We start from the raw sequence: 25,507 nt of genomic DNA on the forward strand, positions 1-25,507 counted from the left end.
AGATTGTCTGTCATCGCCCGTCCGCGGCGTACATTGGTGCGGTGAATGAGAGCGCTGAGATTGGCGGCCAGCTCTACCTGGCCCACCGATACGCCCGTGCCGCCGCCAACCGGGCCCTGCAGGTGCACGGCGTCGAGTTGCGCCACCTCGGCGTCCTGGGCGTGCTCGCGCAGGCGGGCCCGCTCAGCCAGGCGGCCCTGATCGCCCGGCTGCAGCTCGACAAGTCGTCAATGGTGTACATCGTCGACGAGCTGGAACGGCAGGGCCTCGCCGAGCGCCGCCGTAACGAGCGCGACCGCCGCAGCTACGCCGTCAGCCTCACCGAGGCCGGCCGCCAGCGCCTCGTGGCAGCCACCGCCACCACCGACGCGGCGATGGCGGAGCTGTTGGCGCCGTTCACGGCGGACGAGCGCGTGCAGCTGCACGGCCTCTTGGCCCGGTTCATCAACCACGCGGCCGACGCGTCGTAACCGGGTACGGGGATCCCGACCCCCGACCGGGCGCCCGGGCCGGGATCCGGTCACCCTCGCGTGCGGCTAGGGTGACCGGAGCGGTGCGTCAGCCCGGCCGCTTGGCGCCCGAGCGGACGAACACCGGCATCGTGTCCAGCGTCGTGGTGATCGTGGCGGTGGTGCCGCCGCGGTACTTCTTGCCGGTGAAGTAGTCGGTCCAGGTGCTGCCCGGCGGGAACCACACCGTGGTCGACGCGGTCGTGCCAGGCGTGGTCACCGGCGCCACCAGCAGATCCGGTCCGTACAGGTACTGGCTGCCGGCGGTGGCGTACGCCTCCGGCTCCTGCGGGTACGCGAGGTACATCGCCCGGGTGATCGGGGTTCCGGTGCGGGTGGCCTCGACCGCCGCCGCGTACGTGTAGGGCTGGAGCTTCCTGCGCAGGTTCAGGAACTTCTTCGCCGACGCGTTCGCCGCCTCGCCGTACTGCCAGGGCAGCCGGTCGCTGTGGTTGGAGTGCAGCCGGTCGATCGGCTGGAACGTGCCGGCCTGCACCCACCGGGCGTACAGGTCGTCGGGCAGTTTCGTGCTGCCCGGCTCGCTGCCCGGCTCCTGGAGCCCGCCGGTGTGCCCGCCGATGTCGTGGCTGATCGCGGCCAGGCCGGTGGCCGCCGACTCCGCGGGGGTGTAGCCGACGGTGAACCGCAGCGTCTCCCAGTTGGAGATGGTGTCGCCGGTGAAGTGCAGCGTCGTGCGCTTGTCGGCCCAGGGACCGGTCGGCACGGGGCCCGGGTTGCCGTAGCCGCCGGCCTGCAACGATCCGTACGCCCGGGAGAACGCGAAGCCGGTGCGTTTCGCGTACTCCTGGTTGATCAGTGTGTCCGGGGTGATGTCGGTCCGCGAGGAGCGGGCCGCGTCGCAGCACCAGTCCAGCCACCAGAAGTCGACGTCGGCGTTCATCTGGTCGTGCAGCCAGAAGTACGCCTTGAGCTGGTCGGCGTCACCGAAGTCGAAGATGTGGCAGTCGGGTCCGCCGTTGCAGCCGGTGCGCTGGAGTTTGCCCTTGGCGATCTCCTGCGCCCGCGGGAACAGCGGGTCGGAGCCGAGGATGCTGGGGTGGATGTTGAGGCCGGTGCGGATGCCCTTGCGGCGCAGCTCCCCGGCGAACGCGTTCCAGTCCGGGAACCGGGTCTTGTCGATCGACCAGCCGTTCCACTTGTCCGGGGCCTTGAAGTCGGTGTCCACCACGAGCACGTCCAGCGGCACGCCCTCTGCCTTGAACCGGGCCACGATGTCCTGGAACTCGGCGGCGGTCCGGTCGTAGTACTCGGAGTACCAGACGCCGTACGCCCACTTCGGCAGCAGCTTGGTGGGACCGGTCAGCGTGGACAGTTCACGCAGTGCGCGGCGGTAGTCCTGGCCGTACGCGAAGACGTACCCGTCCTGGTGTGCGGCCGTGGTGTGGACCGCGGAGTCGTCGAGCAGCGACCAGCCGTCCTGGAACAGCAGACCGGCATACGTGCGGGTGCCACCGTCGACCCCGTCCAGGCCGCGCCGGTACCCACCGAGCGGCGCGTGCGGCGCCAGCAGCGGGGCGGTGCGGGCGGTGACCGCGACCGTGTCCACGTTGACGTGGCAGCCGGCCTCGGTCGGGCACCCGAGCGCCACGGTGTTCGTCCCGGCCCGCAAAGAAACCGGAACTTCCTGGGTACGCCAGAAATCCCACCCGCTCGTCGGCGCCAGGGTGGCCGTGACGGCGGGTCCGTCGTTCGCGGTCACCGACACGGTGCGGCTCTGCACCGGCTGGCTGCCGGCCTGCCCGTTGGCGTAACGCAGCTGGACCCGGTAGTCGCCGGCGGCCGGCACCCCGGTCACGGTCAGCGCCACCCCCGCGTCGGTCCGCTCCAGGCCGGCCAGGAAACCCTCGCCGGAGTATCCGTTGTGGTCGTCGGCGGACTTCGCTCCACCGGCACGCGCGCCGGTGTCGGCCTCACAGAGCGTGCCGAACGCGCACGGCTGCGGACGCGGCGGCACGGGTACGGGGTACGCCCCGCCCGGCGGGAGCAGCGCGAGGCTGTCGATGTTCACGTTGCCGGAGTCGGCCGGCGTGCGGACCAGCGCGATCTCGTGGCGGCCGGCCGGCAGCTCCAGCGGCGCCGAAGCGAGCGCCCAGGTGCCCCAGTTCGCCGTCGGCGGCAGGGTGAGGGTGCCGGCGGCGGCGCCGTCGACCGTGACGGTCAGTGTGCGGCTCACGTTCTGGCCGTCGCCGCCGGTGCTGTTGGCGTAGCGGACGGTCAGCTGCTGGGCGCCCGCGGCAGCCGGGGTGACGGCGAAGGTGAGCGCCGAGCCGGTGCCCTCGAAACCCGCCGCGAAGCCCTGCCCGGTGTAGTCACCGTGGTTGGCGGCCACGCTCAACCCGGCGAGAGCCAGGTCCTCGGCCTCGCACAGCGCGCCGGCCGCGCACTCGGGCGTGCCCTGACCCGCCCACGGCGCTGCGGTCACGTGCTGTCGTCCGGCGGTCAGCCGTACGGTGAGATTGTCCTTGCCGAACGGCCCGGAACCGACCTGGTAGCGCAGCGTGGCAGCGCCCGTGTCGATGGTCAGCCAGCCCTTGGAGATCCGCTTCGTGAAGCGGGTGGGCCGGAATTCGTCGCGGCCGATCACGTTGTGGGTGTCCTGGTCGGCGAAGCGGCCGCCGGGGGAGTACTCGGTCCTGATCAGCGTGGGCGAGAGGATCTGGAATCGGGCGTCACCCGTGATCACGGTCTGTGACTGGCGGATGGTGGTGGTGTGGGCGTTTGCGGGTGAGGCAGGGGTCAGCGCCAGGCTGCCCGTCACCAGGGCGAGGGAGGCCGCGACGGCGACCCTCCGTCGAACACGATCGCGCACTATCGCTCCCCATCGGTCGCGAACGAAACCTATCGATCACCAACCTGTCATCGACGCGAAACGATTGTCAATGGATCAAACAAACCCCCTGGTTCCGGAACGACGGCAGGAGGGTGAGGCCGGGCATGCCTGCGTCAGGCGGCGGACACGAGACGGATGCTCAGCTGCGTACCCCGATGGGCTAGGCGTCGGGCCGCTCGGTCTTCCGTACCACAAGGATCGCTTTTTCGGGGTTCTCGCCGACCGGGCGGTTGTCCGTGGGCTGCTGGACGGCCCTCGCCACCGGTTCGAGGCGCTGGCTGATCGTCAGGGAGTGCAGAGCCTCCTGATGCCGGCCGAGACGGCTCAGGGCGAGAGCCCGGTGCTGGTAGTAGAGCGGATGATCCCAGCCGCCGTCGAGGCCGGTGTCGAGCGCCTCCAGTCCTTCGGCGAAGCGCCCGATCTGCACCAGGCTCAAACCCTTGTTCAGGTACGCCCTGAGCAGCTCGGTGCGATCGCCGTACACATCCGTGGCAGGAATCGCGATCGCCTCGTCGAAAAGCGCCAGAGCGCTGTCGTCCCGCCCCAGCTGGAACAGCAGCTGTGCCGCGTTCACATAGGCGCCGCGCGCCGACGGGTCCGCGATGATCGCCTGCCGGTAGGCGGCGAGGGCCTCCGCCGGCCGTCCCGCGTCGGCGTGGATCTCACCGAGCAGCCGATGCGCGGCGGAGTGTCGCGGGGAGAGGCGGACAGCGTGGTCGAGCGCCGTGACGGCGGTCGGGTTCTGCCCCAGCGCGCGGAGGCTGAGACCGATCCGGTAGAACGTCTCGGCGTGGCCGGGCTGCAGGCGGGTGACCTCCAGGAACGCAGCGATCGCATCCTCGTTGCGGCCCGCTGCGGCCAGGCGTGTGCCGGTCTCGAACGCGTCCGCCGCCCGCGGGTCGCCGGGACCGTCCGGGCTGCTCGTCATCGCTGCTCCCGGGTCTGGGCCGCGCCGGTGGCGGGGAAGTCGAAATCCCAGTCCAGCTCCCAGAGGCGGGCCGTGTCCCCGTCCCTGACCAGGACGAACCGTTCGGCGCGGCCGGCGGCGACCGACTGGCCCCGGCCCAGCCCGATGAGTTCCCGGCCGGCGTGCAGATCCCACGTCCGCACGACGCCGTCGGGGCCGGTTGAGACGGCGAAGCGGTCGCCGGCCACGAGGTGGACCTTGGCGCTGCGGGTGTCGAGGGGATAGCGCGCGGAGACACGGGTCGTCTGGAGCACGGTCCGTATCACCTCGTCGTCCGGCGCCCGCGGCGCCTCCTCCTCCGCTGTCGCGTCGGCATGGCCAGGATGGCCGGGCAGGACGTGCCGGCATCGGCCGGAATCGGTGTCCCACACCCGCAGCGAACCGTTCGCGTCCGCGGTCACGGCGGTGCGCCCGTCGGCGCTCAACCGGCCGGCGGTGATCGGGCCGGGGTGCCCGGTCAGGCGGGAGACGGTCCGGCCGGTGTCGAGATCCCATACCCGCAGCCTGCGGCCGTTCGGCTCGCGTGCCAGCAGCAGCCGGTCGTCGGCGGAGAGCGCGAGCGGCCGCCCCCCGCCCGTGCTGTCCGGATCGGGACGGAATCGCCGGGTACGCGGCTCCCAGACGTGGAGTCCCGCCGCATCGGCCACCACGACGAACTCGCCGTGGGCGGCCGGGAGAGCCGCGCGGATCGGCGCCCGCAGCCCGGGCGGCGGATCCAGCCGGCGTCCGGCGACCGGGTCCCAGAGACGCAGACCGCCGTCCTGGTTACGGGTGACCGCGAGCCGGCCGTCCGGGCTGATCACGATCGACTGGACGATGTCGCCCGCGCCGGGCAGCGCGTGCCGGCAGCGCCCGGTCTCCGGATCCCACACGCCCAGCACCCCGTCGCGGCTCGCGGTGAGCACCATGGCGCCGGCGTCGTCGCACGCGATCGCGGTGATCTCGTACGGCCGCACGTCGATGGTGGTCCGCACGGCGCCGGCGCGGGTGTCCCAGACGTCGGCGGTCTTGGCGCCCGCGGTGACGGCGCGGCGGCCGTCGCCGGTGACCGCGACCTGCCCGGTCAGGACGATGACGGGGTTCTCGCCGTCCTCGTAGTGGGTGGCGACGGCCGGCGCCGCGAAGCCGCCGGCGGTGAGCTCACGGACCGGCCAGGCGTCGAGCAGCGCCACCCGGTGACCGAGCTTTCCCAGCCGGACCCAGAGGTCCAGCAGTTCCGGATCGCGGCGGTGACCCGGTACGGCACGGGCGGCGCGCAGCACGGCGACGGCCGCGCCCGTTGCGGCCGGCTCCCGCGACCCGGCTGCGGTCGCCTCCAGGGCTCGTCGCACGGCCGCGGCCTCGGTGTTCAGGCTCATCGCGGAGTGCGGGCGGGCGTACCACCACGGCGCGGCCGGTCCCCGAGCCGTCAGGTTCGACCAGAGCCGGACCGATCCGGGTGGCCCGCCGGTCACGCCCGTCGCGCCGTCGGCGCTGAGCGCCGTCGGGTACGAGCTCGTGGCATCCGTCTGCAAGGTGCGCAGGACCCGCCGGGTAGCCGGCTCCCACAGCAGGCAGACACCCTGGTGGCCGAGGAGCGCCTGCCGTCCCGCCGCGTCCACCGCCCCTCCGTCGGGCCGGACGGGCGGAGGCGGCGCGGTGTGCCGGCGACGGGCGTCCGCCAGGTCCCACACCTCGGTCCCGCCGTCCCAGGTCAGGACGGCGGTGGCGCCGTCGGCGCTGAGCATCACGGAACGCCGTCCGCTCTGGCCGGCCGCCATGCCGACCGGATACGAGCCGCTCAGGAAGCCGGTCGCCAGTTCCCAGCTGCGGACCCGGCCGCGGCTGTCGGTCCAGCGGAAGGCGCCGGCCGCGGCGTCGAAGCGCAAAGCGGTGTCGACGAAGGAGCCGGACCGCCCGTACGGGTCCGGGCGCTGCAGCCGGTGGCGGGGACGCCCGCCGGCGACATCCCAGGTCATCACCGCGCAGTCCTCGGTGGCCACGGCGACCACCCCGCCGTCGGAGCTGAGGGCGACGGCGCTCGGGTCGTCGGTGAGCGGGACGGCGGCGCGGCGGCGCCCGGTGCCGACGTCCCACACGTACGCCCAGCCGCCCGAGACGCCACAGGCCACCGTGGAACCGTCGGCGCTGAGCGCCAGCGGCTCGAGAACGACGGTCCCGATCGTCCCCTCGATCGGCGCCTCGACGCGGCAGAGCCGCCGGCCGTCCCGTGCCCAGACCTCCACGATGCGGGGATCGTGGCTCGGGTCCGGGCAGCTGGTGGCTGCCGCGAACCGGCCGTCCGGCGTGACCGTGACCGCCATCAGGCGGCCGGCGGACGTCTCGATGGCGACCTCGGTGTGGCCGGTGGTGGTGGCGGCGACGCGCTCGGCGGCGGCCCGGTACTCGGCGGCGCCGGGTGCGATCCGGGCCGCCCGGGACAGCAGCATCCTCGCTGCGGGAAGGTCGCCGCTCTCCAACCGGACCAGGCCGGTGAAATGGTCGTGCACGGCGTCGTCGGCCCGGCCGTCCGCGGCCGCCTCCAGCTCGGCGACCAGGGCAGCGTCGGTGATCCGGCCGGAGCGCCAGCGCCGCAGGCCGAGGTTGTAGACCGACGGGCGGTGGTGTGGCTCGACGCGCAGGGCCTCCGCCCAGATCCGCTCGCTCTCCTCGCCCTGGCCGAGGTCCAGCCGGGACAGGGCGCGGTTGTTGAGGCCGTCGGCGCGCAGCCGGGCCGCGGTGGGTTGGGTTCGGGCGTACGCCGAGCCCGTCACGTCCCGGTACGCCTCGACCAGCACCGTCACCATGTCGTCCAGCTGCACGGCGCGGCGAGCCGGCTCCGGTTCGAGACAGCGGCCCAGCAGGTCGGCGAGCCGCGGGGGCAACGCGTCGGCGTACCGGCCGAGCGCCTGCCCGGCGGCCGGTCCGGTGGATGTCACGCGCTCTCCGGCGAAGAGTTCCAGCACGGTCACGGCCCAGGACCAGACATCGGTGGCCCGGGTCAGCTCCAGGACTGCGCCGCGTCCCGCGCGGTCCTGCTCCGGGGAGCAGTAGGCGGGCGTGTGACCGCCGTAGGTGGCGGCCAGTGTCGCATCCGGACCGGCACCCGTTCCGGCGCCGGCCAGAGCCCGCCCGCGGGCCAGCCCGAAATCGGTGATCTTGGCAGTGCCGTCCGCGGCCAGCAGGATGTTCGCCGGCTTCAGGTCCTGGTGGATCAGGCCGGCGGCGTGCGCGTGCCGCAGACCCCACACGATCTGAACGGCGAGATCCAGCAGCCGTGCCCACCGCTGGCGGTTGTCGCCGGCGTACAACCGGCGGTCCGCGATCGCCTCGGCCAGGCTGCCGCCGGGCACCCATTCTGCGAAGACCAGCGGAAGGTTCTCGTGCCGGCGGACATAGGCGCAGCTCACCGTGTGCGGGTGCGGGCCGAGACCGACCCATGACTCGGCCTCGCGTTCGAAGAAGCGACGCCCGGCGTCCGAGGAGAGCAGTTCCGGGCGGGGCGCCTTGACCGCGAGGTCGGTGTCCCACCCGAGGTGGCGCACCCGGTAGACGATGCCCATACCGCCGGAACGGATGACCTGGTCGACCCGATAGAGATCGAACATGATGTCACCGGGTTGCCACTCAGCGACCATGGGATCAGCGTACGTAAATGGAGCAACAGGGGAGTGCGATGTCGTTCCAGTACTTCGTCTACATCAGCGACGCCAAAGTGGACATGCTGGTGCAGCAGATCGAACCGGGGCGGCTGAACAAGCGCAGCTCGGAGGCGGGCATCGACCTCAAACTGGTCAAGGCCAAGCGGGTCGTGGACACCACGGCCGGCGCCGAGCGTGTCGGCCGCCTCCAGCGGGTGATCCGCCACCTCGCGGACTTCGGCGACCTCGGTGACGTGGACGCCCCGGGGCAGTTCTTCGGCGGCATGCTGCCCCTGCGGTGGGGGCCGATGGTCGGCCGCGACGGGTACCCGCTGGCCTACTTCGGCGGGCACACCGGCACGACAGTCGTCGGGCTCGGCGGCTCCCGGACGCACCTGGTCGGCGGTTCACACCTGCCCGAGCAGGACTCGCCGTCCGGCCGCTCCCACCTGCCGGCGCTGCTGCAGGGCCTCACACCCCCGTTCACCGGTGACGACGAGGCCGCGCTGGTGGCGGTGGCCCGCGAGGACGACGAGGCGGCGCTGCGGCGGGACGAGGAGGAGGCCCTCACCGTCGTGCACCGGGCGACGACCAGCCTGCGCGGGCCCGCCCAGAACATGGAGTTCGTCGCGAAGCGCCTGCTGCACGGCCCCGGTCCCGAGGGCCGGCCGGTGCTGCTCGGTACCCCGCTCTACGTCGCCCTCGTCGACTGACCCGGAGAGCTACCGAGGTGAGTGCGTGTGACGGACCGCCGGCAGCGCGCGGGCCGGGGTCAGCGCTTCTCGCAGGCGATGCCGTCCTTGTCGCGGTCCATCCTCTTGTTCGCCTTGTAGAGGGCGTTCGACACCTTGAAGTTGGTGACCCGCTTCGTCTTGCCCCGTACCTTGTCCTTCGCGCCCTTCTTGCCGACGCCGTGCTTGTAGACCTTGTTCAGGGCGGTGCAGTTCTTGTACGACTTCGCCGCCGCCTCGACCGGGGTGGCGGTGATGGCGGTGGTGCCGCCGAGCGCAAGCGCGGCGACGAGCACGCCGCGGGCGATGGTGTTGAGCATGATTTTCCGTTTCCTCAGGTGGTACGGGGCACGGCTGGGCCGTCGCTGGTCGCCCCGGCTCAACCGGCCAAGATCGTAAACTCACGGCGCCACCCGCCGGCGCCCTGGGGATCGGTGAGTGACCTGCGTCCGCTTCAGGCGGTGCGGGAACGCACGGCGAGGGTGGCGTGGACCTGGGCGAGCTGCGTGGTGGCGGTGAGCATCGCCAGGTCGGCGCCGGGAACGTAGGGCTCCTCCGAGTGGTCGTCCTCGTTGATGTTCGTCTGGTAGTCGACCAGGCAGATCTGGTAGAGGCGTTCAGCCTCGGCGAGGAGTTCGGCGGCGCGGGCGGCGTGTTCGTCAGCGGTCATGCCGATCATCGTGGCATCCGGGCCGGTCGCGTCAGCCCGTCGGGCGGGCCGCCGCCGCAGCCAGGCAGCACCGTACGAAATCGTGGATGACCGGATCAGTGTCGGCGCTCGGCGGCCACACCACGGCGACACGGCTGGGGCTCACCCCGTCCACCGGCCGGTAGACGACGCCCGGCCGGGCGTAGAACCGGGCCGCCGACGCGGGAGCGAGTGCGACGCCGTAGCCGTTGGCGATGGCCTGCAGCCAGTCGTCGGGCTGGTCCGTGGTGGCGCCGATGCGCACCGGGCGCCCGTCCCGTTCGTCGGTCGCCAGCCAGTAGTCACGCCAGCGGCCGGTCTCCGGCGGGGCAGCGACGAACGGCTCGTCCCACAGTCGCGCGAACGGTATGGCGGCGCATCGGGCGAGCGGATGCGCGGCGGCCAGCGCCACCCAGCGCGGCTCGGTGAGCAGAACCTCGACCCGGAATCGCTCCTGACCCGGGAACGGCAGCCGCAGCAGCGCGGCGTCGACCTCCCCGTCGGCGAGGCCGGCGGACGGGTTCGACCAGTTCGCCTGGCTCATCCGGACCTGCCATTCCGGGCGGATCCGGCGGAACCTGCCGATGATGTCGGGCGTCGCCTCGTTCGCGGCGTTGGCGAGGAAGCCGATCCGGAGCAGGCGGGCCTCCCGGCTCGCCGCGCCCTTCGTCGCGGACAGCGCCTCGTCGCACGCTGCCAGCAGGGCCGGCGCGCGCTGCACGAGGGCCTCGCCCGCGGCGGTCAGGGTCATTCCGATCCGGGTACGGCGGAACAACGTCACGCCGAGCCGGGCCTCCAGCTGACGTACCTGCTTGGTGAGCGCCGGCTGAGAGATGAACAGCCGCTCGGCGGCGCGGGTGAGCGTGCCCTCCTCGGCGACCGCGACGAACGACCGGAGCAGCCGGGTGTCGACGTCCATGCCGAAAGGTTATCGATGCTGGTATTGGACGGGGCAGCTCTGTTCAGCGACGGTGAAAACGGAAAGGATTCCCGTGTACACCGCTTACCTCGCCGTGACCGTCGTGACGGCTGCGCTCAACCTGGCCGCGGCCGCAGCCGACTTCCTGTGCGCCGCGTGGGTCCTGGACAACCTGCGGCGGTACGGGTTGCCGAGGTCCTGGATCGTTCCCCTGGGCTGGGCCAAGGCCGCCGGTGGGGTGGGTCTGTTGGCGGGCTTGGCCGTGCCCGTGCTCGGCGCCCTCGCCGCCGTCTGCCTCGTCGGGTACTTCATCGGTGCGGTCGGCGTGGTGGCTCGGGCCCGCTGCTTCTCCCACCTGCCGGCCCCCGGGCTGTTTCTGCTGTCGGCGGTGGCCGTCCTGCTCCTTCAGCGGGGCGCGTCATGACGAGGGAGGCCGTGCCGTGATACCTACCCTGATCCTGTTCGGTCTGGTGTTCGGGCGCTGGTGGGGGTGGTCGCTCGTCGCCGCCGCGGTGGGCTGGCCGGTCCTGCTCGCCGCCACCGGTGTGATGCCGGTCGGGGCGGCGTTGCTGGGCGCGTCCGCGCTCGCCGTCACGAACACCGCCGTGGGAGTGTGCGTCCACCAGGTGACCGCGCGGATCATCCGGCGGCTGCGGCGTCATTCCCGGTAGCGGCCGAACCGTTCGAGCATCGCCCGGCGTCGCACCGGTTTCTAACGTTGTTAGGGTTACCGTGGACGATCTCAAGCGAGGTGACAACTGTGCCGACCGGCACCCGGCGGGCCCGTGAACGGGCGAGGACGCGTGAACGGATCATCGAGGCCGCGCTGCATGTGCTGGAGAGCGAGGGCGCCTCGGCGCTGACGATCCGGCGCATCGCCACCGACGTCGAGTACACCGCGCCGATCGTCTATCAGCACTTCGCCAACAAGGACGCGCTCGTGCTGGAGCTCATCGCCCACGGCCACCACCTGATGATGGCCGACCTCGAGCGCGCGGCGGCCGAGGAGCCCGACATCGACGGGCGGATGACGCGGCTCGCCTCCGAGTACGTCCGGTTCGCCGGCCGGCACCCGCACCTCTACCAGGCGATGAACGGCGATGCCGTCGACGCGGAAGGGCGCCGTCGAGCGGCGGCACCTGCCATCGGTGTCCTGACCGAGCTGCTCACCGCCTGGTCGCAAACCCACGACGTGGTCCTGACCGATTTCGACGATGCCTGCGACATCGTCTGGGCCACCCTGTACGGCGTGGCCTCGCTCGGCGCCCTCGGCGTGCTCGGCGGCGAGCGCGCTGAGCGGCTCGCCCAGGCCGCGCTGCGCACGCTGCTCCGCGGCTGGCAGACCGGCCTGCCCGCAAACGCATAACGCCGGCAAAGCTCCGGCCCGGCTCCGCACGGGCGGAACCGGGCCGAACCCGCTCACCTCAGAACAACATCAAGCGCCGGCCGGGGTCCAATCAGTGGGCAGCCCCGAATCGCTCAAGATCTCCCCTCGGTTGTAGTAGTCCTCGCTCGACCGGATCAGACCGCCGCGCAGCCGCAGCACGGTCGCCGCCGGCACCGCGAACGGACGAGGCGCCCCGACGATGTGGCCGCTGAACACGCCCTGCACCACCGCCTCGTCACGCCCGCCGAACCCGCCGGTCACCTCGAACCGGAGACCGTCGATGAGCTGATGGGACCCGGTCTCCCACTCGGTGACCCCGTCGCGACCGTGGAAAACCAGGCCGAGAGCACGGTCGGTGTAGACCGCGTCCTTCGTGTACAGGCGAGCGAGATCGCGGGTGTCGGTGGTCAGCCACGCGGCGGCCCAGCGCCGCCCGATCGCCGGCACCTGCTCGGCGCCCTGCCGCGTCGCAGCAGCCGGCGCGGTGTGCTCCCGCGAGGCTGCGGCCGAGGGTGCCGCCAAGCCGGCGAGAAGCGCCGCAGACGCCGCCAAACCAGAAACGAAGGTACGTGTACGCATGGGAATCCTCCCGAGATATAACGACGTTAGAAGTTCTAACAACGTTAGATTAGGCGCGCCAAGAGGCGGCGTCAACGGGGTGTGTTTCTCAGGAACTCATGCGAGGTGCCATGGAAAGCACGCTTCCCAGGGTTTCCCATGGCCGTGATGAGGCCGCCGTCATGCTGATCGGGCGCCCGGAGTCCGGGCGGTCACCAGCCCCTGGTCCCCGGGCCGCCCTTGAACGGGCCGGTGATCTCCGGGGTGATCCAGCCGCCGTAGAAATCGCCCTCCTGCGGCACCACCCGCTCGCCACCGACCCGGCACTCGTCGACGCGGCTCGGATAAAAGGCGACAAAACCCTCAATCTCCGCGTACGCCGGGACGGGCCGCTCATAGGACCAGCCGGCCTGTGGCACGCGGGTCCCGCCGACGACGAGATCCCAGTACCCGGCGACACCCTTGAACTCGCAGTACGACCGTCCCTCGCCCGGCTCCAGCACGCCCTCGGCGATGTCGTCGCGGGGCACGTAGTAGACCGGCGGATGCGAGGTCTCCAGCACCCGCAGGCAGCGGTCGCTGTCGACGATCGTCTGCCCGGCATGCACGATCGTCACCCGCTTGCGGACCGGTTCGACGCGGGGTGGACGTGGATAGTCCCACACTGATTCCATCCGTCCAGCGTGCCAGCATCGCGGGCGGCAGCCCGTCGCTACCGGCCGGCGGCGGCGTCAGGTGTAATCACCGGCATGCCGCACGTGCCTTCGCTGACCGATCTGATCGACCGTTACCTGCCACCGGCCACCGAGGCGTGCCCCACGTTCACCGAGAACTCGCGGTTCGAGCCGATCATCGACGGGGTCACCTACTTCACCGAGCTGGCCGGGCACATGGAGGCGCTCGGGCCGGGCGACGCCGTCTACATCGCCGGCTACCAGGCGGACCCGCACCTCGATCTGACCGGCCGGGTCGCCGGTGACGCCGGCTACCGGCCGTTCACCGACGTGCTCGCGGAGAAGGCCGCGGACGGCGCCGATGTACGGATCGTACTCAGCGCGGCCGAATATCCCGGTGCTGGCCCGTGGCTGCCGATCGGCCCGTTTTTGGCCAACACCCTCGCCGCGCGGGTGATCCGGGCGTGGAAGCCGTCCACCCGCGAGTCCGGGCCGACGCTGGAGAACCGGGTGCTGCTGGACTGGTCCGGCCCGGTGCTGGGGTCCAACCATCAGAAGCTGGTGGTGTTCAGCCATGATGGGGTGCTCACGGCGTACGTCGGCGGACTTGATCTTTCGCCCTCCCGGTTCGACCACTCGCCGCATCGGCGTCTGCGGCTCGGCGAACACCGCTGGGGCTGGCACGACGCGGCCGCCCGCCTGCACGGACCGGCCGCCGCCCGGGTCCGGGAGACGTTCCAGTTCCGCTGGCAGAACACCGCCGCCCTGCCGCCCCGGTTCGCCACCACGAGCCTGCTGTCCTCCGGCGAGCGGACCGTGCTCAACCCGCCGGACTCGCCGGTCGAGCTGCCGCCGGCGCCGGAGCAGCCCGAGCACCCGGCGGAGGGGACCGCGGTGCAGGTGGTGCGCTCCTACCGGCCGTGGAGTCTGTACCGGCACCGCGGGTGGCGGCGGATGCGCCGGGCGAACGTGGTCCGCGCCGGCATCCAGGAGATCTATCACGCGATGGCCACCGCGATCGGGGCGGCGCAGAAGTACATCTACCTGGAGGACCAGTATTTCCACGAGGCGCCGGGCGGCGATCCACGGTTCCAGTTGTACGGGGGTCTGCGGTCCGCGGCCCGCCGTGGCGTCAAGGTGATCCTGATCGGTTCCGGACGCAAGGACCCGGCCGACGGCGGCGACAGCACGGTCCGCCCGGTGATCACGCGCGACCTGCGCCGCCGGGTCCTGGACCGGCTGCCGCCCGCCGACCGGCGCAACGTGGTGATGTACCGGATCGACAACCTGACCGTGCACACCAAGCTGATGCTCGTCGACGACGTGTTCGCCAGCATCGGATCGGCGAACTTCTTCAGCCGGTCGATGGTCGGCACCGACAGCGAGATCACCTCCACCCTGGTCACCACCGGCGATCTGGTCCGTGACCTGCGGGTGCGGCTGTGGGCCGAACATCTGCGGGCGCCGGTGACCGAGCAGCTCGTCCCGGCGCTGACCGACCTGGACACCGCCCTGGGCATCTGGCGCCGGGAGTGGCTGCCGACCGGGCATCCGCCGCAGACCTGGCGCCGGCACGGCCTGCCGGCCGGTTTCGCCCCGGCCGAGTGGGCGCTGACCCCGGCCCGTTACTCCGCCGCGGTGCTGCGCCGGGAGCGGTGGCGCCACTGAGCCCGCGCTTCGGTGGAAACAACTCCCGGTTCGGGCTCAGCGGTAGTACCGGCTTTCCCAGTAGCGGTCGTCCGGGCCGTGGGGGGCACCGTAGAACAGCCACGCCAGGAAGTAGAGGACGGCGGCGCCGATGATGATGCCCGCAGTCCACCGCGCCCAATAGGGATAGCGGAGCGGGCCCGGGTCGCGATAAATGTGGTCGCCCAGCAGGAAAGCGCGGAACGGCCGGGGAGAGTAGGTCCATGTGTCGAACCGGATCCGCCCGTCGTCGGAGACAAAGACGGCCGAACACTCGGTCGACACGGTGCCCTGGTTGTCCAGCAACCGGGCCTTGCAGTCGTGGATGCCCTCGATCCGGCCGGGCACGCCATGCGCCGCCGCGTTGCGGTCGTCGGCCTCGTGGACGCGGTCCAGCCCGTACTGCGCGGCTCCGGCGATGAGCACCAGAACCGCGACGACGAAGGCGGTGATCAGGTTCCGCAGCGCGGGAGGCATGCACCGACCATACGACCCAGCCGGGGATGAGCTGATTGAGGTGGGTGAATCGTTGCACTCAGGCTGCTTGATCGGCCCGGAACGGTAGAGGGCGGAGGACGGCAGGTAGTGTACTGCCCCGGCCCGATCGTGCTGGTGGTCGTCGCCGACATCGGGTAGCGGCGCGAATACCGGCGGAGCCTGATCGCAGACGTCTTGCGGCAACGCCTACGTACTCGCGGCTCTGGCGTTCGCCACCGGAACCGGCGCCACCTGCGTCAATACGCGGAATAACACTTTTCCCGGAAATAATCTCCGCGGTTCCTATTCGGGTAATCGCTGATCATTTGTTATCGACATATTGACGAGCGGCAACACCGGGGTAACAATTCCGTCCAGAGAGCGCTCTCCGACCCGTTGTTCCCCCGTCCGAACAGGCAGGTCCATGACACCTCCGACGCTGACCTCCCCGCCGCCGCACCCACGCCGTCACCGCGGGCGGATCGCGCTGAGCGCCGCCCTCGCCGCGGCCCTCGGCGCCACCGTCCTCTCCGCCGCCTCCTCCGCCAGCGCCGCGGACGCCCCGATCTCGCAGGGCAAGCCGGCCACCGCCTCGTCCGTCGAGAGCGCCGCCTTCCCGGCCTCCGCCGCGGTCGACGGCGACGCCGGCACCCGCTGGTCCAGCACGTTCGCCGACCCCCAGTGGTTGCAGGTGGACCTGGGCAGCACCCAGTCGATCAGCCAGGTCGTGCTGAACTGGGAGGCGGCCTACGCCTCGGCGTTCACCATCCAGACGTCCGCGAACGGCAGCACCTGGACGACCATCAGCCCGGTCACCGCGGGTAAGGCCGGGGTGCAGACCCTCACCGTCACCGGCAGCGGCCGGTACGTGCGGATGAGTGGCACCACGCGCGCCACCCCGTACGGATATTCGCTCTGGGAATTCCAGGTCTTCGGCACCGGAACCACGCCGACGCTGCCCACCTCGGACACCCCGGACTTCGGCCCGAACGTGCGGATCTTCGAGCCGTCCACGCCGGCGTCGACCATTCAGACCGCGGTGGACCAGGCGTTCAACGCGCAGTTGCGCAGCCCGGCCGCGCAGTTCGGCAGCCAGCGCCACGTGTTCCTGTTCAAGCCCGGCAGCTACGGCAGGGTGTGGGCCAACGTCGGGTTCTACACCACGATCGCCGGTCTCGGCGTCAACCCGGACGACGTGACGATCAACGGCGCGGTCAACGTCGACTCCGGCTGGAACTACGGCGACGAGAAGAACGCGACCCAGAACTTCTGGCGCAGCATGGAGAACCTGTCGATCGTGCCCGAGGGTGGCACGAACCGGTGGGCCGTCTCCCAGGCCGCGCCGATGCGCCGGGTGCACATCAAGGGCAACCTGACCCTGGCGCCGTCGAACCAGGACAACGGGCAGGGCTACTCCAGCGGCGGCTACCTCGCCGACTCGGTCGTCGACGGCGTCGTCTCGTCCGGCTCCCAGCAGCAGTGGTACACCCGGGACAGCCGGATCGGCCGCTGGGACGGCGGGGTGTGGAACATGGTCTACTCCGGCGTGCAGGGCGCCCCGGCCAACGCGTTCCCGAACCCGCCGCACACCACCCTCGCCACCACCCCGGTGACACGGGAGAAGCCTTATCTGTACGTCGACAGCGCCGGCCTCTACCGCGTGTTCGTCCCCGGTCTGCGGCGTAACTCGGCCGGTGCCACCTGGCCCAACGCGGCCGGCACCTCGATCCCGATGCGGGAGTTCTACGTCGCCAAGCCCGGTGACAGCGCCGCCCGGATCAACCAGGCTCTGGCCCAGGGCCTGAACCTGTTCTTCACCCCGGGCACGTACTCGCTCAGCGAGACCATCCGGGTCACCCGCGCCAACACCGTGGTGACCGGCATCGGTTTCCCGACGCTGATCCCGACCGGCGGGGTCGAGGCGCTGAACGTCGCCGACGTCGACGGGGTCAAGGTCAGCGGCCTGACCTTCGACGCCGGGACGACCAACAGCCCGACGCTGATGAGTGTCGGACGGGCCGGCGTGCACACCGACCACGCCGCGAACCCGATCAGCCTGCAGGACGTCTTCTTCCGCATCGGCAGCAGCGTCCAGGGCCGGGCCACCACCACCCTCGCCGTGCACGCCGACGACACGATCATCGACCACATCTGGGCCTGGCGGGCCGACCACGGCGGCGCGCCCACCGGCTGGACGGTCAACACCGGTGACACCGGCCTGATCGTGAACGGTGACGACGTCCTCGCCACCGGCCTGTTCGTGGAGCACTACCAGAAGTACGAGGTGATCTGGAACGGCAACCGCGGGAAGACGATCTTCTTCCAGAACGAGAAGCCGTACGACGTGCCCAACCAGGCTGCCTGGATGGGGCCGCGCGGGAACGGTTACGCCGCCTACAAGGTCGCCGACTCCGTCACCGACCACGAGCTCTGGGGCGGCGGCTCGTACTGCTACTTCAACGTCAACCCCAGTGTCCGGGTGGACCGGGCGTTCGAGGTGCCGAACCGGTCCGGTGTCCGGCTGCGCAGCGTCCTGACCGTCTCGCTCGGTGACGTCGGCACCATCGCCAACGTCGTGAACGACACCGGTGGCGCCGTCCCCAACCCGGCCGGCAACACCACGCCGCGCACCGTCGTGGCGTACCCCTGATCCATCGGTAGGGCGACGCGGGGCGCGGTGTTGCCGGCCCCGCGTCGCGCTGCTATCGGCGCACCGCCAGCGCGGACAGGATCTCGTAGACGGTGTGCGCCGCCGCGATGCCGGTGATCTCGGCGTGGTCGTAGGCCGGCGCCACCTCGACGACGTCCGCGCCGACCAGGTTGAGCGTGCCGAAGCTGCGCAGGACCGCGAGCAGTTCCCGGCTGGTCATGCCGCCCGCCTCCGGGGTGCCGGTGCCGGGCGCGAACGCCGGGTCGAGCACGTCGATGTCGATGGAGAGATAGACCGGGCGCTCACCCACCCGGTCCTGGATGCGTTCGGCGATGCCGCGCGCGCCCAGGTCGTCGATCTCGACGCTCGGCACGATCTGGAAGCCCAGTTCGGCGTCGTCGGTGAGGTCCCGGGTGGAGGCTGATGTCCACGCCGCCGGCGACATCGCGCAGCGGACCCTCGATCAGCGGCGGATAGTTCGCGAAGAGCAGCCCGAGGATCGCGGCCGGGATCCACGCCGCCATGCCGCGCCAGTTCACGCCGCCGGAGAGGCCGCCGAGGAACGCCACGGCGATGAGCAGCACGGCGTACCAGGCGGGGGAGATGTTGATCAGGGCGACGATGTAGTCGGCCTCGCCGGGTGTTGCGTACCAGGGGATCTTTGTTTCGTGGAAAGGTCAGGAGCGAAAAACATGCGTGTACGCCGGATCGTCGACCTGTCCGTGCCCGTCGGCCCCCAGACGCAGGTCTACCCGGGTGATCCGGTGCCGCGGCTGACCACCCACGCGACGGTCGAGGCCGACGGCTTCAACCTGCTGCACCTGGACATGGGCTCGCAGACCGGCACCCACGTGGACGCGCCGTTCCACTTCGACTCGACGGCCCCGCGGCTGCACGAGCTCGACCTCGCGCTGTTCACCGGCCGGGGCGTCGTGCTCGACGTGCGCGGCCTCGCCCCGCGGGCCCCGATCACCTGGGACCTGCTCGACCCGGCCGGGCTCGGACCCGGCGTCATCGCGCTGATCTGCACCGGCTGGTCCGCGCAGTACGGGACGCCCGGGTACTTCGATCACCCGTACCTCGATGCCGGCGCCTGCCGCCGGATGCTCGACCTCGGCGTGCGCACGTTCGCCATCGACGCCATCAACATCGACGAGACGCCGTCCGAGATCGGTTACCCGGTGCACCACCTGATCGCCCGGGCCGGCGGCGTCATCGGCGAGAACCTCCGCGGCCTCGAGCGGGTCGACTTCCCGGACCCCCTGGTGTCCCTGCTGCCGATCGCCTTGGAGAATGCGGACGGGGCGCCGGTCCGGGCGGTCGCGATGCAGCTGGAGAAATGATGGCAGGCCAGGTACGACGCGTGGCCCAGCCGCCGGCCTCCGCGGCGGCGATCGGCGGACGGCTGCGCGCCGCCCGCCAGGCCCGCGGGCTCACCCTGCAGCAGGTCGCCGATGCCACCAGCCTGAACAAGGGTTTCATCAGCCGGCTGGAACGCGACGAGGTCTCCCCGTAGGTGGCGTCCCTCATCGCGATCTGCGAGGTCCTCGGCATCCGGGTCGGCACGCTGTTCGAGCCACCGGCCACCTCCCTGGTCCGCGCCGGCGAGGGCCGCCCCATCAACTTCGGCGGCAGCAAGGTCAACGAGCTGCTGCTGACCCCCGGCACCCAGTCGCATCTGCAGGTCATCCACTCGACGGTCGAGCCCGGCGGCAGCGGCGGCGACGAGCTGTACACGCTCGACTGCGACGTCGAGTTCGTCTACGTCACCCGTAGCCGGCTGCGCCTCACCCTCGCCGAGGAGTCGGTGCTGGTCGACGCCGGCGACGCCTTCACCTTCCCCGGGCGCGAGCCGCACACCTGGGCCAACGCGGGTGACGGCGACGAACAGTGCCAGGTCATCTGGGCGCTCGCCCCGGCGCCCTGAGCCGGCCGGGCCACGGCTCGCCGGGGGCGGCGACCGCGATGCAACCGATGTGCCACTAAGTGGGGTGACGACTCCGGTCGATCTGTCTGTCGACGGGACTTCCGCGAACGACGGGAACGGACACCATGACCACAGCCACAGCACGTCGCCCCTGGGGAGACCTCCCGGTCGGTGTCAAGATCATGACCGCGGTGCTGGTGGCTGTGGGTGTCTCCGCCGGCGCGACCGGCGCGACCCTCTACGAGACGCACCGGGTCAGCGACGCGGGCAACGAGATCTACACCGACAACGTGCAGTCCATGGTGGTCGCCTCCGACCTGCGTGACACGTTCCGTCTGCTGCGCCTCGATCAGAACGGTCTGGCGCTGCTCGCCGGCGACAAGGAGGCCATGGCGGAGAAGGCCCAGGACATCGAGGACGACATCGCCGCCCTCGACGACCTGCTCACCGAGTACAGCCCCGGCGCGGCCTCGCAGGAAGCGGTCGCCGGATTCACCGAGCAACTCGCCACCTACACCGGCATCGCCGAGAGCAAGATGATCCCGGCCGCGCTCGCGGGCGACATCGCCACCTACGTCGCCCTCAAGGACGGCGAGGCCAACGACTCCTACGAAGCGTGCAAGGCGCTGCTCAAGGAGATGCTCACGGCCGAGCAGACCCAGGCGGCCGCGCGGGCAGCCGAGCTCAACGACACCTACCGTACGGCGATCGTCGTCTCGCTCTCCACGCTCGCCCTCGCGCTGCTCGCCGGCGTCGTCCTCGCGCTCTGGATCGCCCGTGGCATCAGCCGTCCGCTGCGGGCGGTGGCCGCCTCGCTCGGCCGGGTCGCCGAGGGGGACCTGACCGCGGAGGTCATCGATCCCGGAACGCGCGACGAGGTCGGCACCATGGCCCGCGGTCTCAAGGCCTCGCTGGACTCGATGCGGGCCAGCGTCGCCGAGGTGCTGGAGCAGGCGGGCCGTCTCGCCGCGGCCTCCGGCGACCTGAACCACGTCGCCGGGCAGATCGAGAAGGACGCCGCGGGCAACGCGACCCGCTCGGAGACCGCGGCGAACGCCGCCAACGACGTCGCGCTGAGCGTGAGCACCGTCGCGGCGGCGAGCGAGGAGATGACCGCGGCCATCGCCGACATCTCCCGCAGCGCGGCGGGCGCGGTCGAGGTCGCGCAGCAGGCGCTCACCACCGCGGCGCAGACCAACGCGTCGGTGGCCGCTCTCGGTGAGGCCAGCATGGAGGTCGGTGACGTGGTCAAGGTGATCAACAGCATCGCCGAGCAGACCAACCTCCTCGCGCTGAACGCGACGATCGAGGCGGCCCGCGCCGGCGAGGCCGGTAAGGGCTTCGCGGTGGTGGCGACCGAGGTCAAGGACCTGGCGCAGGAGACCGCCAAGGCGACCGACGAGATCAGCCGCAAGGTGCAGGCCATCCAGAACAGCAGCCGTGAGGCGGCGGACGCGCTCGGCCAGATCAGCGGAATCTTCGAGCGGATCAACGAGCACCAGATGACTGTCGCCTCCGCGGTGGAGGAGCAGACCGCCACCACCCAGGAGATCACCCGCAGCGTCGGTCAGGCGTCCAGCGGTGTGGACGACATCGCCCGCAGCGTCGGCGAGGTCTCGGCCACCGCCGAGCAGTCCCGCGCGAACGCCGGCCGTGCCGCCGGAGCCGCCGGGGACCTCGCCGCGCTGGCGGCCTCCCTGGACCGGGCCGTGTCCCGCTTCCGCGTCTGACCCTGTTGATCCCCGGCTACGGTGGCGGTTGCCGCCGTGGCCGGGGCCTCAGCGTTCCGGGATGTCCAGGGCGCGCAGCCGCTCGGTGGCGTCCCGGTCGATGCTGGTCCGCACGACGGAGCCGTCCGCCGACGGGACGCCGCCGTCGAACATGCTCACGATCATGACGATGATCAGCAGCGGCATGAGGACGGTCCGCAGCAGCATCGCCCAGCAGGCCTTCCGGCCGATGCGGCCGCCGTCGCGCACCCGGACCAGCCGCGTGCCGGTCAGGATCGCGCCGAGCCCGCGGCCGTTGCCGTAGCACAGCCCGTAGAGCATCGGGACGATCACCAGCAGCGTGAGCGCCAGCAGGGTCACCGTGGTGTCGGACAGGTCGGCCGAGGCGGTCGCGCCGGCCATCACGACGAAAGCGGCCGCGACCCCGGCGGCGAACACCAGAAAATCGACGAACCACGACAGGGTACGGGCGATCAGGCCGGCCTCGACGTACAGCTCACCGGTCTCGAAGGCGGCGATCCGCTTGGCGGCCCGGCGGCCGAGAACCGGCGCGGCCAGCTCCTGGGCGATCTCCAGCCGGGTCTGGCGTGCGGTGCCGGAAACCGTCACGGCTCTCCTCTTTCCTCGCGACAGGCTGATCCGGCGACAGGCTAGTGCAGCCCGGCAACGCCCCGGCGCTCGCCGTGCGTAAGGGTGGCGGGCGGCGGGTACCGGAAAGCATGTTCACCGGCCGGGTCCTCCCGGCCGGGGTGTCAGCGACCGAGAGGAACCCGCCATGAACTCCGCCGTGAGCACTGCCGTGCGGACCGGACTGCCGCTGGTGACCAGCGCGGCCACCGCTTTCGTGATGCGCAAGACCCGCCTGCCGGTCATCGCCACCCCGGTGGTCAGCCTGGTCGTCGGCGGCGCCGTGGCGAAGCTGGCCCAGCGCATCCGCTGACGCCCCGGATGTCAGCGGTCATCGCCCGGCCCCGACCGCGACGACGCGGTTGGTCAGCGTCCCGAGTTGCGGGCAGTGGATCTCGATGGTGTCGGCGGGGCGGGCCGTGAAAGCGGCGTCGGGCACCACGCCGGTGCCGGTCAGCAGCACCGCCCCGGCCGGGAAGCTCAGCGCCCGGAACAGCCAGCCGGCCAGGTCGGTGAAGCTGCGCGCCATCGCCGCGGTGGTGGTCGTGGCGGCGTACGCCTCCCGGCCGTCGCGCAGCACCCGCAGGCCGATGTCGAACGGGCCGGGTCCGGCCGCCCAGCTCGGCACGATCGCCGGGCCGAGCGCGCAGGACCGGTCGTAGATCTTGGCCTGTGGCAGGTAGAGCGGGTTCTCACCCTCGATCGACCGGCTGCTCATGTCGTTGCCGAGGGTGTAGCCGAACACCTCGCCGGCCGCGTTGAGCACCAGGCCGATCTCGGCTTCGGGCACGTCCCAGCCGGAGTCGGCGCGGATCCCGACCGTGTCCTGGTCGCCGACGACGCGCCACGGGCTGGCCTTGAAGAAGATCTCCGGGCGGTCGCTGTCGTAGACGTGGTCGTAGAGCGCGCCGTGGCCGGACTCCTCCCGGCGCCCGTCGCGGCTGCGCCGGTAGGTGACCCCGGCCGCCCAGATCTCCTGCCGGTCGACGGGTGGGAGGCAGGCTCCCGGCGGGAAACCGCCCGCGCCGGGGACGGCGGCCTCGACCATGGCCCGGGCCTCATCGAGCGGCCCGGCGAGCAGGTCGGCCAGAGTGCCACCGAGCTCCGCCCAGCCGCCGTCCTGGCACACTGTCCAGCGTGACCCGGCGCCAACACGCAGGTGGTGAAGGGATATCGGCATGTGACCCTCCGAAAGGACTATCGACGTGGCCCGTGTGGTACCGGCGGTCATCCGCGCGCTCGACATCCTCGAACTGTTCCTGGACCGGCCGGAGCTGTCGGCCCGTGAGGTGACCGAGCGGCTCGACCTGCCCCGGACCACCGTCCACGAGCTGCTGGTGACGCTGGTGGAGCGGGGATATCTGATCGTCGTCCCGGGGCAGCCGGTGCGGTACCGGCTCGGCATGCCGTTGTTCCAGCTCGGTTCGGCGTTCGCCGGGCGGCTCGATCTGGTCCGCGAGGCGCAGAGCGTGACACGGGACGTGGCGGCCGCCTGCGACGAGGCGGTTCACGTGGCCGTGCTGGACGGCGCCGACGTCGTCTATCTCGTCAAGGTGGACAGCACCCACCCGGTGCGGATGGTCTCCGCGGTGGGGCGCCGGCTGCCCGCCCACTGCACGGCGGTCGGCAAGATCCTGCTGGCGGCGCTCGACCGGCCGGCGCTGGACGGCGTGCTCGCGAAGGGCCCCCTCGCGAGCATGACGCCGGCCAGCATCACCGACGCGGAGCGGCTGCGGGCGCATCTCGAGCAGGTCCGCGCCGAGGGCGTCGCGGCCGACGTCGGCGAGTCCGACACCGCGATGCGCTGCGTCGCCGCGGGGGTCCGGGACCACGCGGGCCGGGTGGTCGCCGCGATGAGCGTGTCGGCGCCGATCATCCGCTGGACCCCGCAGTCGCCGGAGAAGTGGACCGCTCTGGTGCGCGAGGGGGCGGCCACGCTCTCCGCCCGGCTGGGGTATCGCACCACTTCGCACTGATCGGATTCGCACTGATCGAAACATTGACACCTCTCGTAGGTGTGTCCTAGCGTCGCGTCCACCTGGTTCGGTATATCGAACCACGTTCGAAATCTCGAACAAAGGGGTGAGCGGCCATGGAGAGACGCGACTTCCTGGGAATGGGCATCGGGGTGCTCGGCGCGGCAGGCCTGGCCGCGTGCGGCAGCGGGTCCGAGTCCCCGTCCCCGGCCCCGGCGGAGGTGCCGAAGGAACTGCTCGACGCCGCCGCGGGACTCAAGGGCTCCGCGATGGGCATGCTGTCGCAGAAGCTGTACTCGACGGCGGCCAACGAGGCGCTCGACGCCTCGATCCGGAAATTCGCCGAGGCCAGCGGGACGAAGATCGAGAACAGCCTGGTCCAGGCCGACGCCGGCGACGTGGTCGCGAAGATCGACGCTGAGGTCAAGGGCGGTGTGGCCCGCGACCTGGCGTTCATGACCGACTCCCGGTTCATCGCGCAGTTCCACGCGCTGGGCGACCTGGAGGACGTGACCGAGACCGTCGAGGCGCTGACCGCCCGGTACGGCGAGCCCTGCGCCGAGGCCAAGAACTTCTGCGTCTTCGACGGCAAGTGGTACGCGATCCCGTACCACTTCATCGGGATCGGATCGTTCCTGCGCAAGGACTGGATGCAGGAAAAGGGGATCACGCCCAAGGACTCCTACAGCTGGGAGGAGCTGCGTGACGTCTGCCTGGCGATCTCCGACCCGGGCAAGCGCCGCTTCGGCTGGGGGATGTCCGTCAACCGCTCCGGCGACGGCAACGGCATGATCGAGGCGCTGATCAACGCGTACGGCGGGGCGATCGCCTCCAACGACGGCCGCAAGGTCACCTTCGACTCCCCGGAGACCGTGCAGGCGGTCACCTTCCTCGGCGACATCTACACCGACCCGAAGTACAAGCCGATGCTGCCGCCCGGCGTGGACAGCTGGACCGACACCAGCAACAACGAGAACTGGCTGGCCGGCGTCCTCGGATACACCCGCAACAGCTTCAGCGTCTACGCCGACTCCAAGACCAAGAAGAACCCGGTGTACGACCGGACGCACGTCTTCTCCGACTGCACCGGCCCGGCCACCGACACGTCGCTGCTGCTCGGCCAGTCGCAGGGCTTCGTCGTGTTCAAGGGCGCGAAGAACGGCGCCCTGGCCCGGCTCCTGGCGCAATACCTGATCACCGCGCCCGCGCTGGTCGGCGTCGCGAAGGAGGCGCCCGGCCTGGCGATGCCCGCCTGGGCGAAGGTGTGGGACGCCGACCCGTTCTTCGCGAGCGGCGACCCCGCGTTCCCGATGCTGCGCACCATGTCCCAGCAGTCACTGCCGCTCAAGACCGCGAACGGCCTGAGCTTCCCGCAGAAGGCCAGCGCCGGGCAGCAGGCCGTCATCGCGGCCTACGTGCTGACCGACATGATGCAGCAGGTCGTGCAGGGGGCGGCGCCCGCGAAGGCGGTCACCGACGCGGACGCCAGGATGAAGCAGATCTTCGCCCAGCAGGGGCTGCCGCAGTGAG

The 25,507-nt window shown here is 71.3% G+C and carries 26 protein-coding genes; 14 read left to right on the forward strand and 12 right to left on the reverse strand.

What is annotated here, in order from left to right; all coding sequences use genetic code 11:
- Positions 1-41 precede the first annotated feature (41 nt).
- A complete protein-coding gene (locus tag AMIS_RS13625) occupies positions 42-470 on the forward strand; it encodes a MarR family winged helix-turn-helix transcriptional regulator (RefSeq protein ID WP_014442879.1) in 429 nt (142 codons plus the stop codon).
- Between the two features lie 88 nt (positions 471-558).
- On the opposite strand, the gene AMIS_RS13630 is transcribed toward AMIS_RS13625, so the two are convergent.
- The 3 genes from AMIS_RS13630 to AMIS_RS40505 all read right to left on the reverse strand — a co-directional run bounded on the left by AMIS_RS13630 (position 559) and on the right by AMIS_RS40505 (position 7,944).
- Complete coding sequence (locus AMIS_RS13630; protein WP_014442880.1) at positions 559-3,339, reverse strand: TIM-barrel domain-containing protein; 2,781 nt, start codon at positions 3,337-3,339, stop codon at positions 559-561.
- Between the two features lie 181 nt (positions 3,340-3,520).
- Entirely contained in the window at positions 3,521-4,288 is a 768-nt protein-coding gene (locus AMIS_RS41635) for a tetratricopeptide repeat protein (protein ID WP_014442881.1), read from the reverse strand.
- A complete protein-coding gene (locus tag AMIS_RS40505; protein ID WP_051041968.1) occupies positions 4,285-7,944 on the reverse strand; it encodes a WD40 repeat domain-containing serine/threonine protein kinase in 3,660 nt (1,219 codons plus the stop codon). The genes AMIS_RS41635 and AMIS_RS40505 overlap by 4 nt, the downstream gene beginning before the upstream one ends.
- A 17-nt stretch (positions 7,945-7,961) precedes the next feature.
- Here AMIS_RS40505 and AMIS_RS13645 point away from each other — a divergent pair, with 17 nt between their 5' ends.
- Positions 7,962-8,660 (forward strand): DUF7019 family protein, encoded by a 699-nt coding sequence (locus AMIS_RS13645; RefSeq protein WP_014442883.1) that lies wholly within the window; start codon positions 7,962-7,964, stop codon positions 8,658-8,660.
- 59 nt (positions 8,661-8,719) lie between these two features.
- Here the strand turns inward: AMIS_RS13645 and AMIS_RS13650 are convergent, their stop codons facing one another.
- From AMIS_RS13650 to AMIS_RS13660, 3 genes are all read right to left on the reverse strand, one after another.
- Positions 8,720-8,998 (reverse strand): excalibur calcium-binding domain-containing protein, encoded by a 279-nt coding sequence (locus AMIS_RS13650; RefSeq protein WP_014442884.1) that lies wholly within the window; start codon positions 8,996-8,998, stop codon positions 8,720-8,722.
- A gap of 134 nt (positions 8,999-9,132) precedes the next feature.
- On the reverse strand, positions 9,133-9,348 hold the full coding sequence (locus tag AMIS_RS13655; RefSeq protein WP_231859298.1) for a hypothetical protein: 216 nt from the start codon (positions 9,346-9,348) through the stop codon (positions 9,133-9,135).
- Positions 9,349-9,379: 31 nt separating this feature from the next.
- Positions 9,380-10,285 (reverse strand): LysR family transcriptional regulator, encoded by a 906-nt coding sequence (locus tag AMIS_RS13660; protein WP_014442886.1) that lies wholly within the window; start codon positions 10,283-10,285, stop codon positions 9,380-9,382.
- 73 nt (positions 10,286-10,358) lie between these two features.
- Here AMIS_RS13660 and AMIS_RS13665 point away from each other — a divergent pair, with 73 nt between their 5' ends.
- The 3 genes from AMIS_RS13665 to AMIS_RS13675 all read left to right on the forward strand — a co-directional run bounded on the left by AMIS_RS13665 (position 10,359) and on the right by AMIS_RS13675 (position 11,651).
- On the forward strand, positions 10,359-10,709 hold the full coding sequence (locus AMIS_RS13665; RefSeq protein ID WP_014442887.1) for a DoxX family protein: 351 nt from the start codon (positions 10,359-10,361) through the stop codon (positions 10,707-10,709).
- 16 nt (positions 10,710-10,725) lie between these two features.
- On the forward strand, positions 10,726-10,956 hold the full coding sequence (locus tag AMIS_RS13670) for a hypothetical protein (RefSeq protein WP_014442888.1): 231 nt from the start codon (positions 10,726-10,728) through the stop codon (positions 10,954-10,956).
- 89 nt (positions 10,957-11,045) lie between these two features.
- Positions 11,046-11,651 (forward strand): TetR/AcrR family transcriptional regulator, encoded by a 606-nt coding sequence (locus tag AMIS_RS13675; RefSeq protein WP_014442889.1) that lies wholly within the window; start codon positions 11,046-11,048, stop codon positions 11,649-11,651.
- A 69-nt stretch (positions 11,652-11,720) separates the two neighbouring features.
- Here AMIS_RS13675 and AMIS_RS13680 read toward each other — a convergent pair whose 3' ends face one another.
- Together AMIS_RS13680 and AMIS_RS13685 are read right to left on the reverse strand one after the other, a co-directional pair.
- On the reverse strand, positions 11,721-12,251 hold the full coding sequence (locus tag AMIS_RS13680; protein ID WP_041829748.1) for a nuclear transport factor 2 family protein: 531 nt from the start codon (positions 12,249-12,251) through the stop codon (positions 11,721-11,723).
- A 191-nt stretch (positions 12,252-12,442) separates the two neighbouring features.
- Positions 12,443-12,904, reverse strand: coding sequence for a DUF427 domain-containing protein (locus AMIS_RS13685; protein WP_014442891.1), 462 nt, complete (start codon positions 12,902-12,904; stop codon positions 12,443-12,445).
- Between the two features lie 75 nt (positions 12,905-12,979).
- Here AMIS_RS13685 and AMIS_RS13690 point away from each other — a divergent pair, with 75 nt between their 5' ends.
- Positions 12,980-14,572 (forward strand): phospholipase D-like domain-containing protein, encoded by a 1,593-nt coding sequence (locus tag AMIS_RS13690; protein ID WP_014442892.1) that lies wholly within the window; start codon positions 12,980-12,982, stop codon positions 14,570-14,572.
- Between the two features lie 36 nt (positions 14,573-14,608).
- Here the strand turns inward: AMIS_RS13690 and AMIS_RS13695 are convergent, their stop codons facing one another.
- Positions 14,609-15,067, reverse strand: a complete 459-nt coding sequence (locus AMIS_RS13695) for a hypothetical protein (RefSeq protein ID WP_014442893.1) — start codon at positions 15,065-15,067, stop codon at positions 14,609-14,611.
- Positions 15,068-15,491: 424 nt separating this feature from the next.
- On the opposite strand from AMIS_RS13695, the gene AMIS_RS13700 reads away from it, so the two are divergent.
- A complete protein-coding gene (locus tag AMIS_RS13700) occupies positions 15,492-17,717 on the forward strand; it encodes a discoidin domain-containing protein (protein ID WP_014442894.1) in 2,226 nt (741 codons plus the stop codon).
- A gap of 52 nt (positions 17,718-17,769) precedes the next feature.
- On the opposite strand, the gene AMIS_RS13705 is transcribed toward AMIS_RS13700, so the two are convergent.
- Positions 17,770-18,162: an arginase family protein gene (locus AMIS_RS13705; RefSeq protein WP_014442895.1), complete on the reverse strand. Its 393-nt coding sequence runs from the start codon at positions 18,160-18,162 to the stop codon at positions 17,770-17,772.
- Between the two features lie 247 nt (positions 18,163-18,409).
- On the opposite strand from AMIS_RS13705, the gene AMIS_RS13710 reads away from it, so the two are divergent.
- The 4 genes from AMIS_RS13710 to AMIS_RS13720 all read left to right on the forward strand — a co-directional run bounded on the left by AMIS_RS13710 (position 18,410) and on the right by AMIS_RS13720 (position 21,374).
- Entirely contained in the window at positions 18,410-19,060 is a 651-nt protein-coding gene (locus AMIS_RS13710) for a cyclase family protein (protein ID WP_014442896.1), read from the forward strand.
- Positions 19,061-19,080: 20 nt separating this feature from the next.
- Positions 19,081-19,233 carry a helix-turn-helix domain-containing protein gene (locus tag AMIS_RS43660; RefSeq protein WP_014442897.1) on the forward strand — a complete coding sequence of 51 codons (153 nt, stop codon included), beginning with the start codon at positions 19,081-19,083 and terminating at the stop codon, positions 19,231-19,233.
- Positions 19,234-19,644, forward strand: coding sequence for a cupin domain-containing protein (locus tag AMIS_RS13715; RefSeq protein WP_014442898.1), 411 nt, complete (start codon positions 19,234-19,236; stop codon positions 19,642-19,644).
- A 125-nt stretch (positions 19,645-19,769) separates the two neighbouring features.
- Positions 19,770-21,374 carry a methyl-accepting chemotaxis protein gene (locus AMIS_RS13720; protein WP_014442899.1) on the forward strand — a complete coding sequence of 535 codons (1,605 nt, stop codon included), beginning with the start codon at positions 19,770-19,772 and terminating at the stop codon, positions 21,372-21,374.
- A 48-nt stretch (positions 21,375-21,422) separates the two neighbouring features.
- Here AMIS_RS13720 and AMIS_RS13725 read toward each other — a convergent pair whose 3' ends face one another.
- Positions 21,423-21,983, reverse strand: a complete 561-nt coding sequence (locus tag AMIS_RS13725) for an RDD family protein (RefSeq protein WP_014442900.1) — start codon at positions 21,981-21,983, stop codon at positions 21,423-21,425.
- Positions 21,984-22,149: 166 nt separating this feature from the next.
- On the opposite strand from AMIS_RS13725, the gene AMIS_RS42630 reads away from it, so the two are divergent.
- Entirely contained in the window at positions 22,150-22,314 is a 165-nt protein-coding gene (locus AMIS_RS42630; protein ID WP_014442901.1) for a hypothetical protein, read from the forward strand.
- An 18-nt stretch (positions 22,315-22,332) separates the two neighbouring features.
- Here AMIS_RS42630 and AMIS_RS13730 read toward each other — a convergent pair whose 3' ends face one another.
- The gene (locus tag AMIS_RS13730) at positions 22,333-23,181 is read right to left on the reverse strand and encodes a fumarylacetoacetate hydrolase family protein (protein ID WP_041829749.1); all 849 of its coding nucleotides are present in this window, start codon (positions 23,179-23,181) and stop codon (positions 22,333-22,335) included.
- A gap of 25 nt (positions 23,182-23,206) precedes the next feature.
- Between AMIS_RS13730 and AMIS_RS13735 the strand changes: the two genes are divergently transcribed.
- On the forward strand, positions 23,207-23,977 hold the full coding sequence (locus tag AMIS_RS13735; RefSeq protein WP_014442903.1) for an IclR family transcriptional regulator: 771 nt from the start codon (positions 23,207-23,209) through the stop codon (positions 23,975-23,977).
- A 116-nt stretch (positions 23,978-24,093) separates the two neighbouring features.
- Positions 24,094-25,506, forward strand: coding sequence for an extracellular solute-binding protein (locus tag AMIS_RS13740; protein WP_014442904.1), 1,413 nt, complete (start codon positions 24,094-24,096; stop codon positions 25,504-25,506).
- Position 25,507 lies beyond the last annotated feature (1 nt).

This window comes from Actinoplanes missouriensis 431, assembly GCF_000284295.1.
Classification (GTDB): domain Bacteria; phylum Actinomycetota; class Actinomycetes; order Mycobacteriales; family Micromonosporaceae; genus Actinoplanes; species Actinoplanes missouriensis.

What these genes read in the sequence shown, in the direction of transcription:
- AMIS_RS41635 (WP_014442881.1), bottom strand. Translation starts at nt 4,288, where the DNA reads ATGACGAGCAGCCCGGACGGTCCCGGCGACCCGCGGGCGGCGGACGCG.
- AMIS_RS40505 (WP_051041968.1), bottom strand. Translation starts at nt 7,944, where the DNA reads ATGGTCGCTGAGTGGCAACCCGGTGACATCATGTTCGATCTCTATCGG.
- AMIS_RS13645 (WP_014442883.1), top strand. Translation starts at nt 7,962, where the DNA reads ATGGAGCAACAGGGGAGTGCGATGTCGTTCCAGTACTTCGTCTACATC.
- AMIS_RS13650 (WP_014442884.1), bottom strand. Translation starts at nt 8,998, where the DNA reads ATGCTCAACACCATCGCCCGCGGCGTGCTCGTCGCCGCGCTTGCGCTC.
- AMIS_RS13655 (WP_231859298.1), bottom strand. Translation starts at nt 9,348, where the DNA reads ATGACCGCTGACGAACACGCCGCCCGCGCCGCCGAACTCCTCGCCGAG.
- AMIS_RS13660 (WP_014442886.1), bottom strand. Translation starts at nt 10,285, where the DNA reads ATGGACGTCGACACCCGGCTGCTCCGGTCGTTCGTCGCGGTCGCCGAG.
- AMIS_RS13680 (WP_041829748.1), bottom strand. Translation starts at nt 12,251, where the DNA reads ATGCGTACACGTACCTTCGTTTCTGGTTTGGCGGCGTCTGCGGCGCTT.
- AMIS_RS13685 (WP_014442891.1), bottom strand. Translation starts at nt 12,904, where the DNA reads ATGGAATCAGTGTGGGACTATCCACGTCCACCCCGCGTCGAACCGGTC.
- AMIS_RS13690 (WP_014442892.1), top strand. Translation starts at nt 12,980, where the DNA reads ATGCCGCACGTGCCTTCGCTGACCGATCTGATCGACCGTTACCTGCCA.
- AMIS_RS13695 (WP_014442893.1), bottom strand. Translation starts at nt 15,067, where the DNA reads ATGCCTCCCGCGCTGCGGAACCTGATCACCGCCTTCGTCGTCGCGGTT.
- AMIS_RS13700 (WP_014442894.1), top strand. Translation starts at nt 15,492, where the DNA reads ATGACACCTCCGACGCTGACCTCCCCGCCGCCGCACCCACGCCGTCAC.
- AMIS_RS13705 (WP_014442895.1), bottom strand. Translation starts at nt 18,162, where the DNA reads ATGTCGCCGGCGGCGTGGACATCAGCCTCCACCCGGGACCTCACCGAC.
- AMIS_RS13710 (WP_014442896.1), top strand. Translation starts at nt 18,410, where the DNA reads ATGCGTGTACGCCGGATCGTCGACCTGTCCGTGCCCGTCGGCCCCCAG.
- AMIS_RS13720 (WP_014442899.1), top strand. Translation starts at nt 19,770, where the DNA reads ATGACCACAGCCACAGCACGTCGCCCCTGGGGAGACCTCCCGGTCGGT.
- AMIS_RS42630 (WP_014442901.1), top strand. Translation starts at nt 22,150, where the DNA reads ATGAACTCCGCCGTGAGCACTGCCGTGCGGACCGGACTGCCGCTGGTG.
- AMIS_RS13730 (WP_041829749.1), bottom strand. Translation starts at nt 23,181, where the DNA reads ATGCCGATATCCCTTCACCACCTGCGTGTTGGCGCCGGGTCACGCTGG.
- AMIS_RS13740 (WP_014442904.1), top strand. Translation starts at nt 24,094, where the DNA reads ATGGAGAGACGCGACTTCCTGGGAATGGGCATCGGGGTGCTCGGCGCG.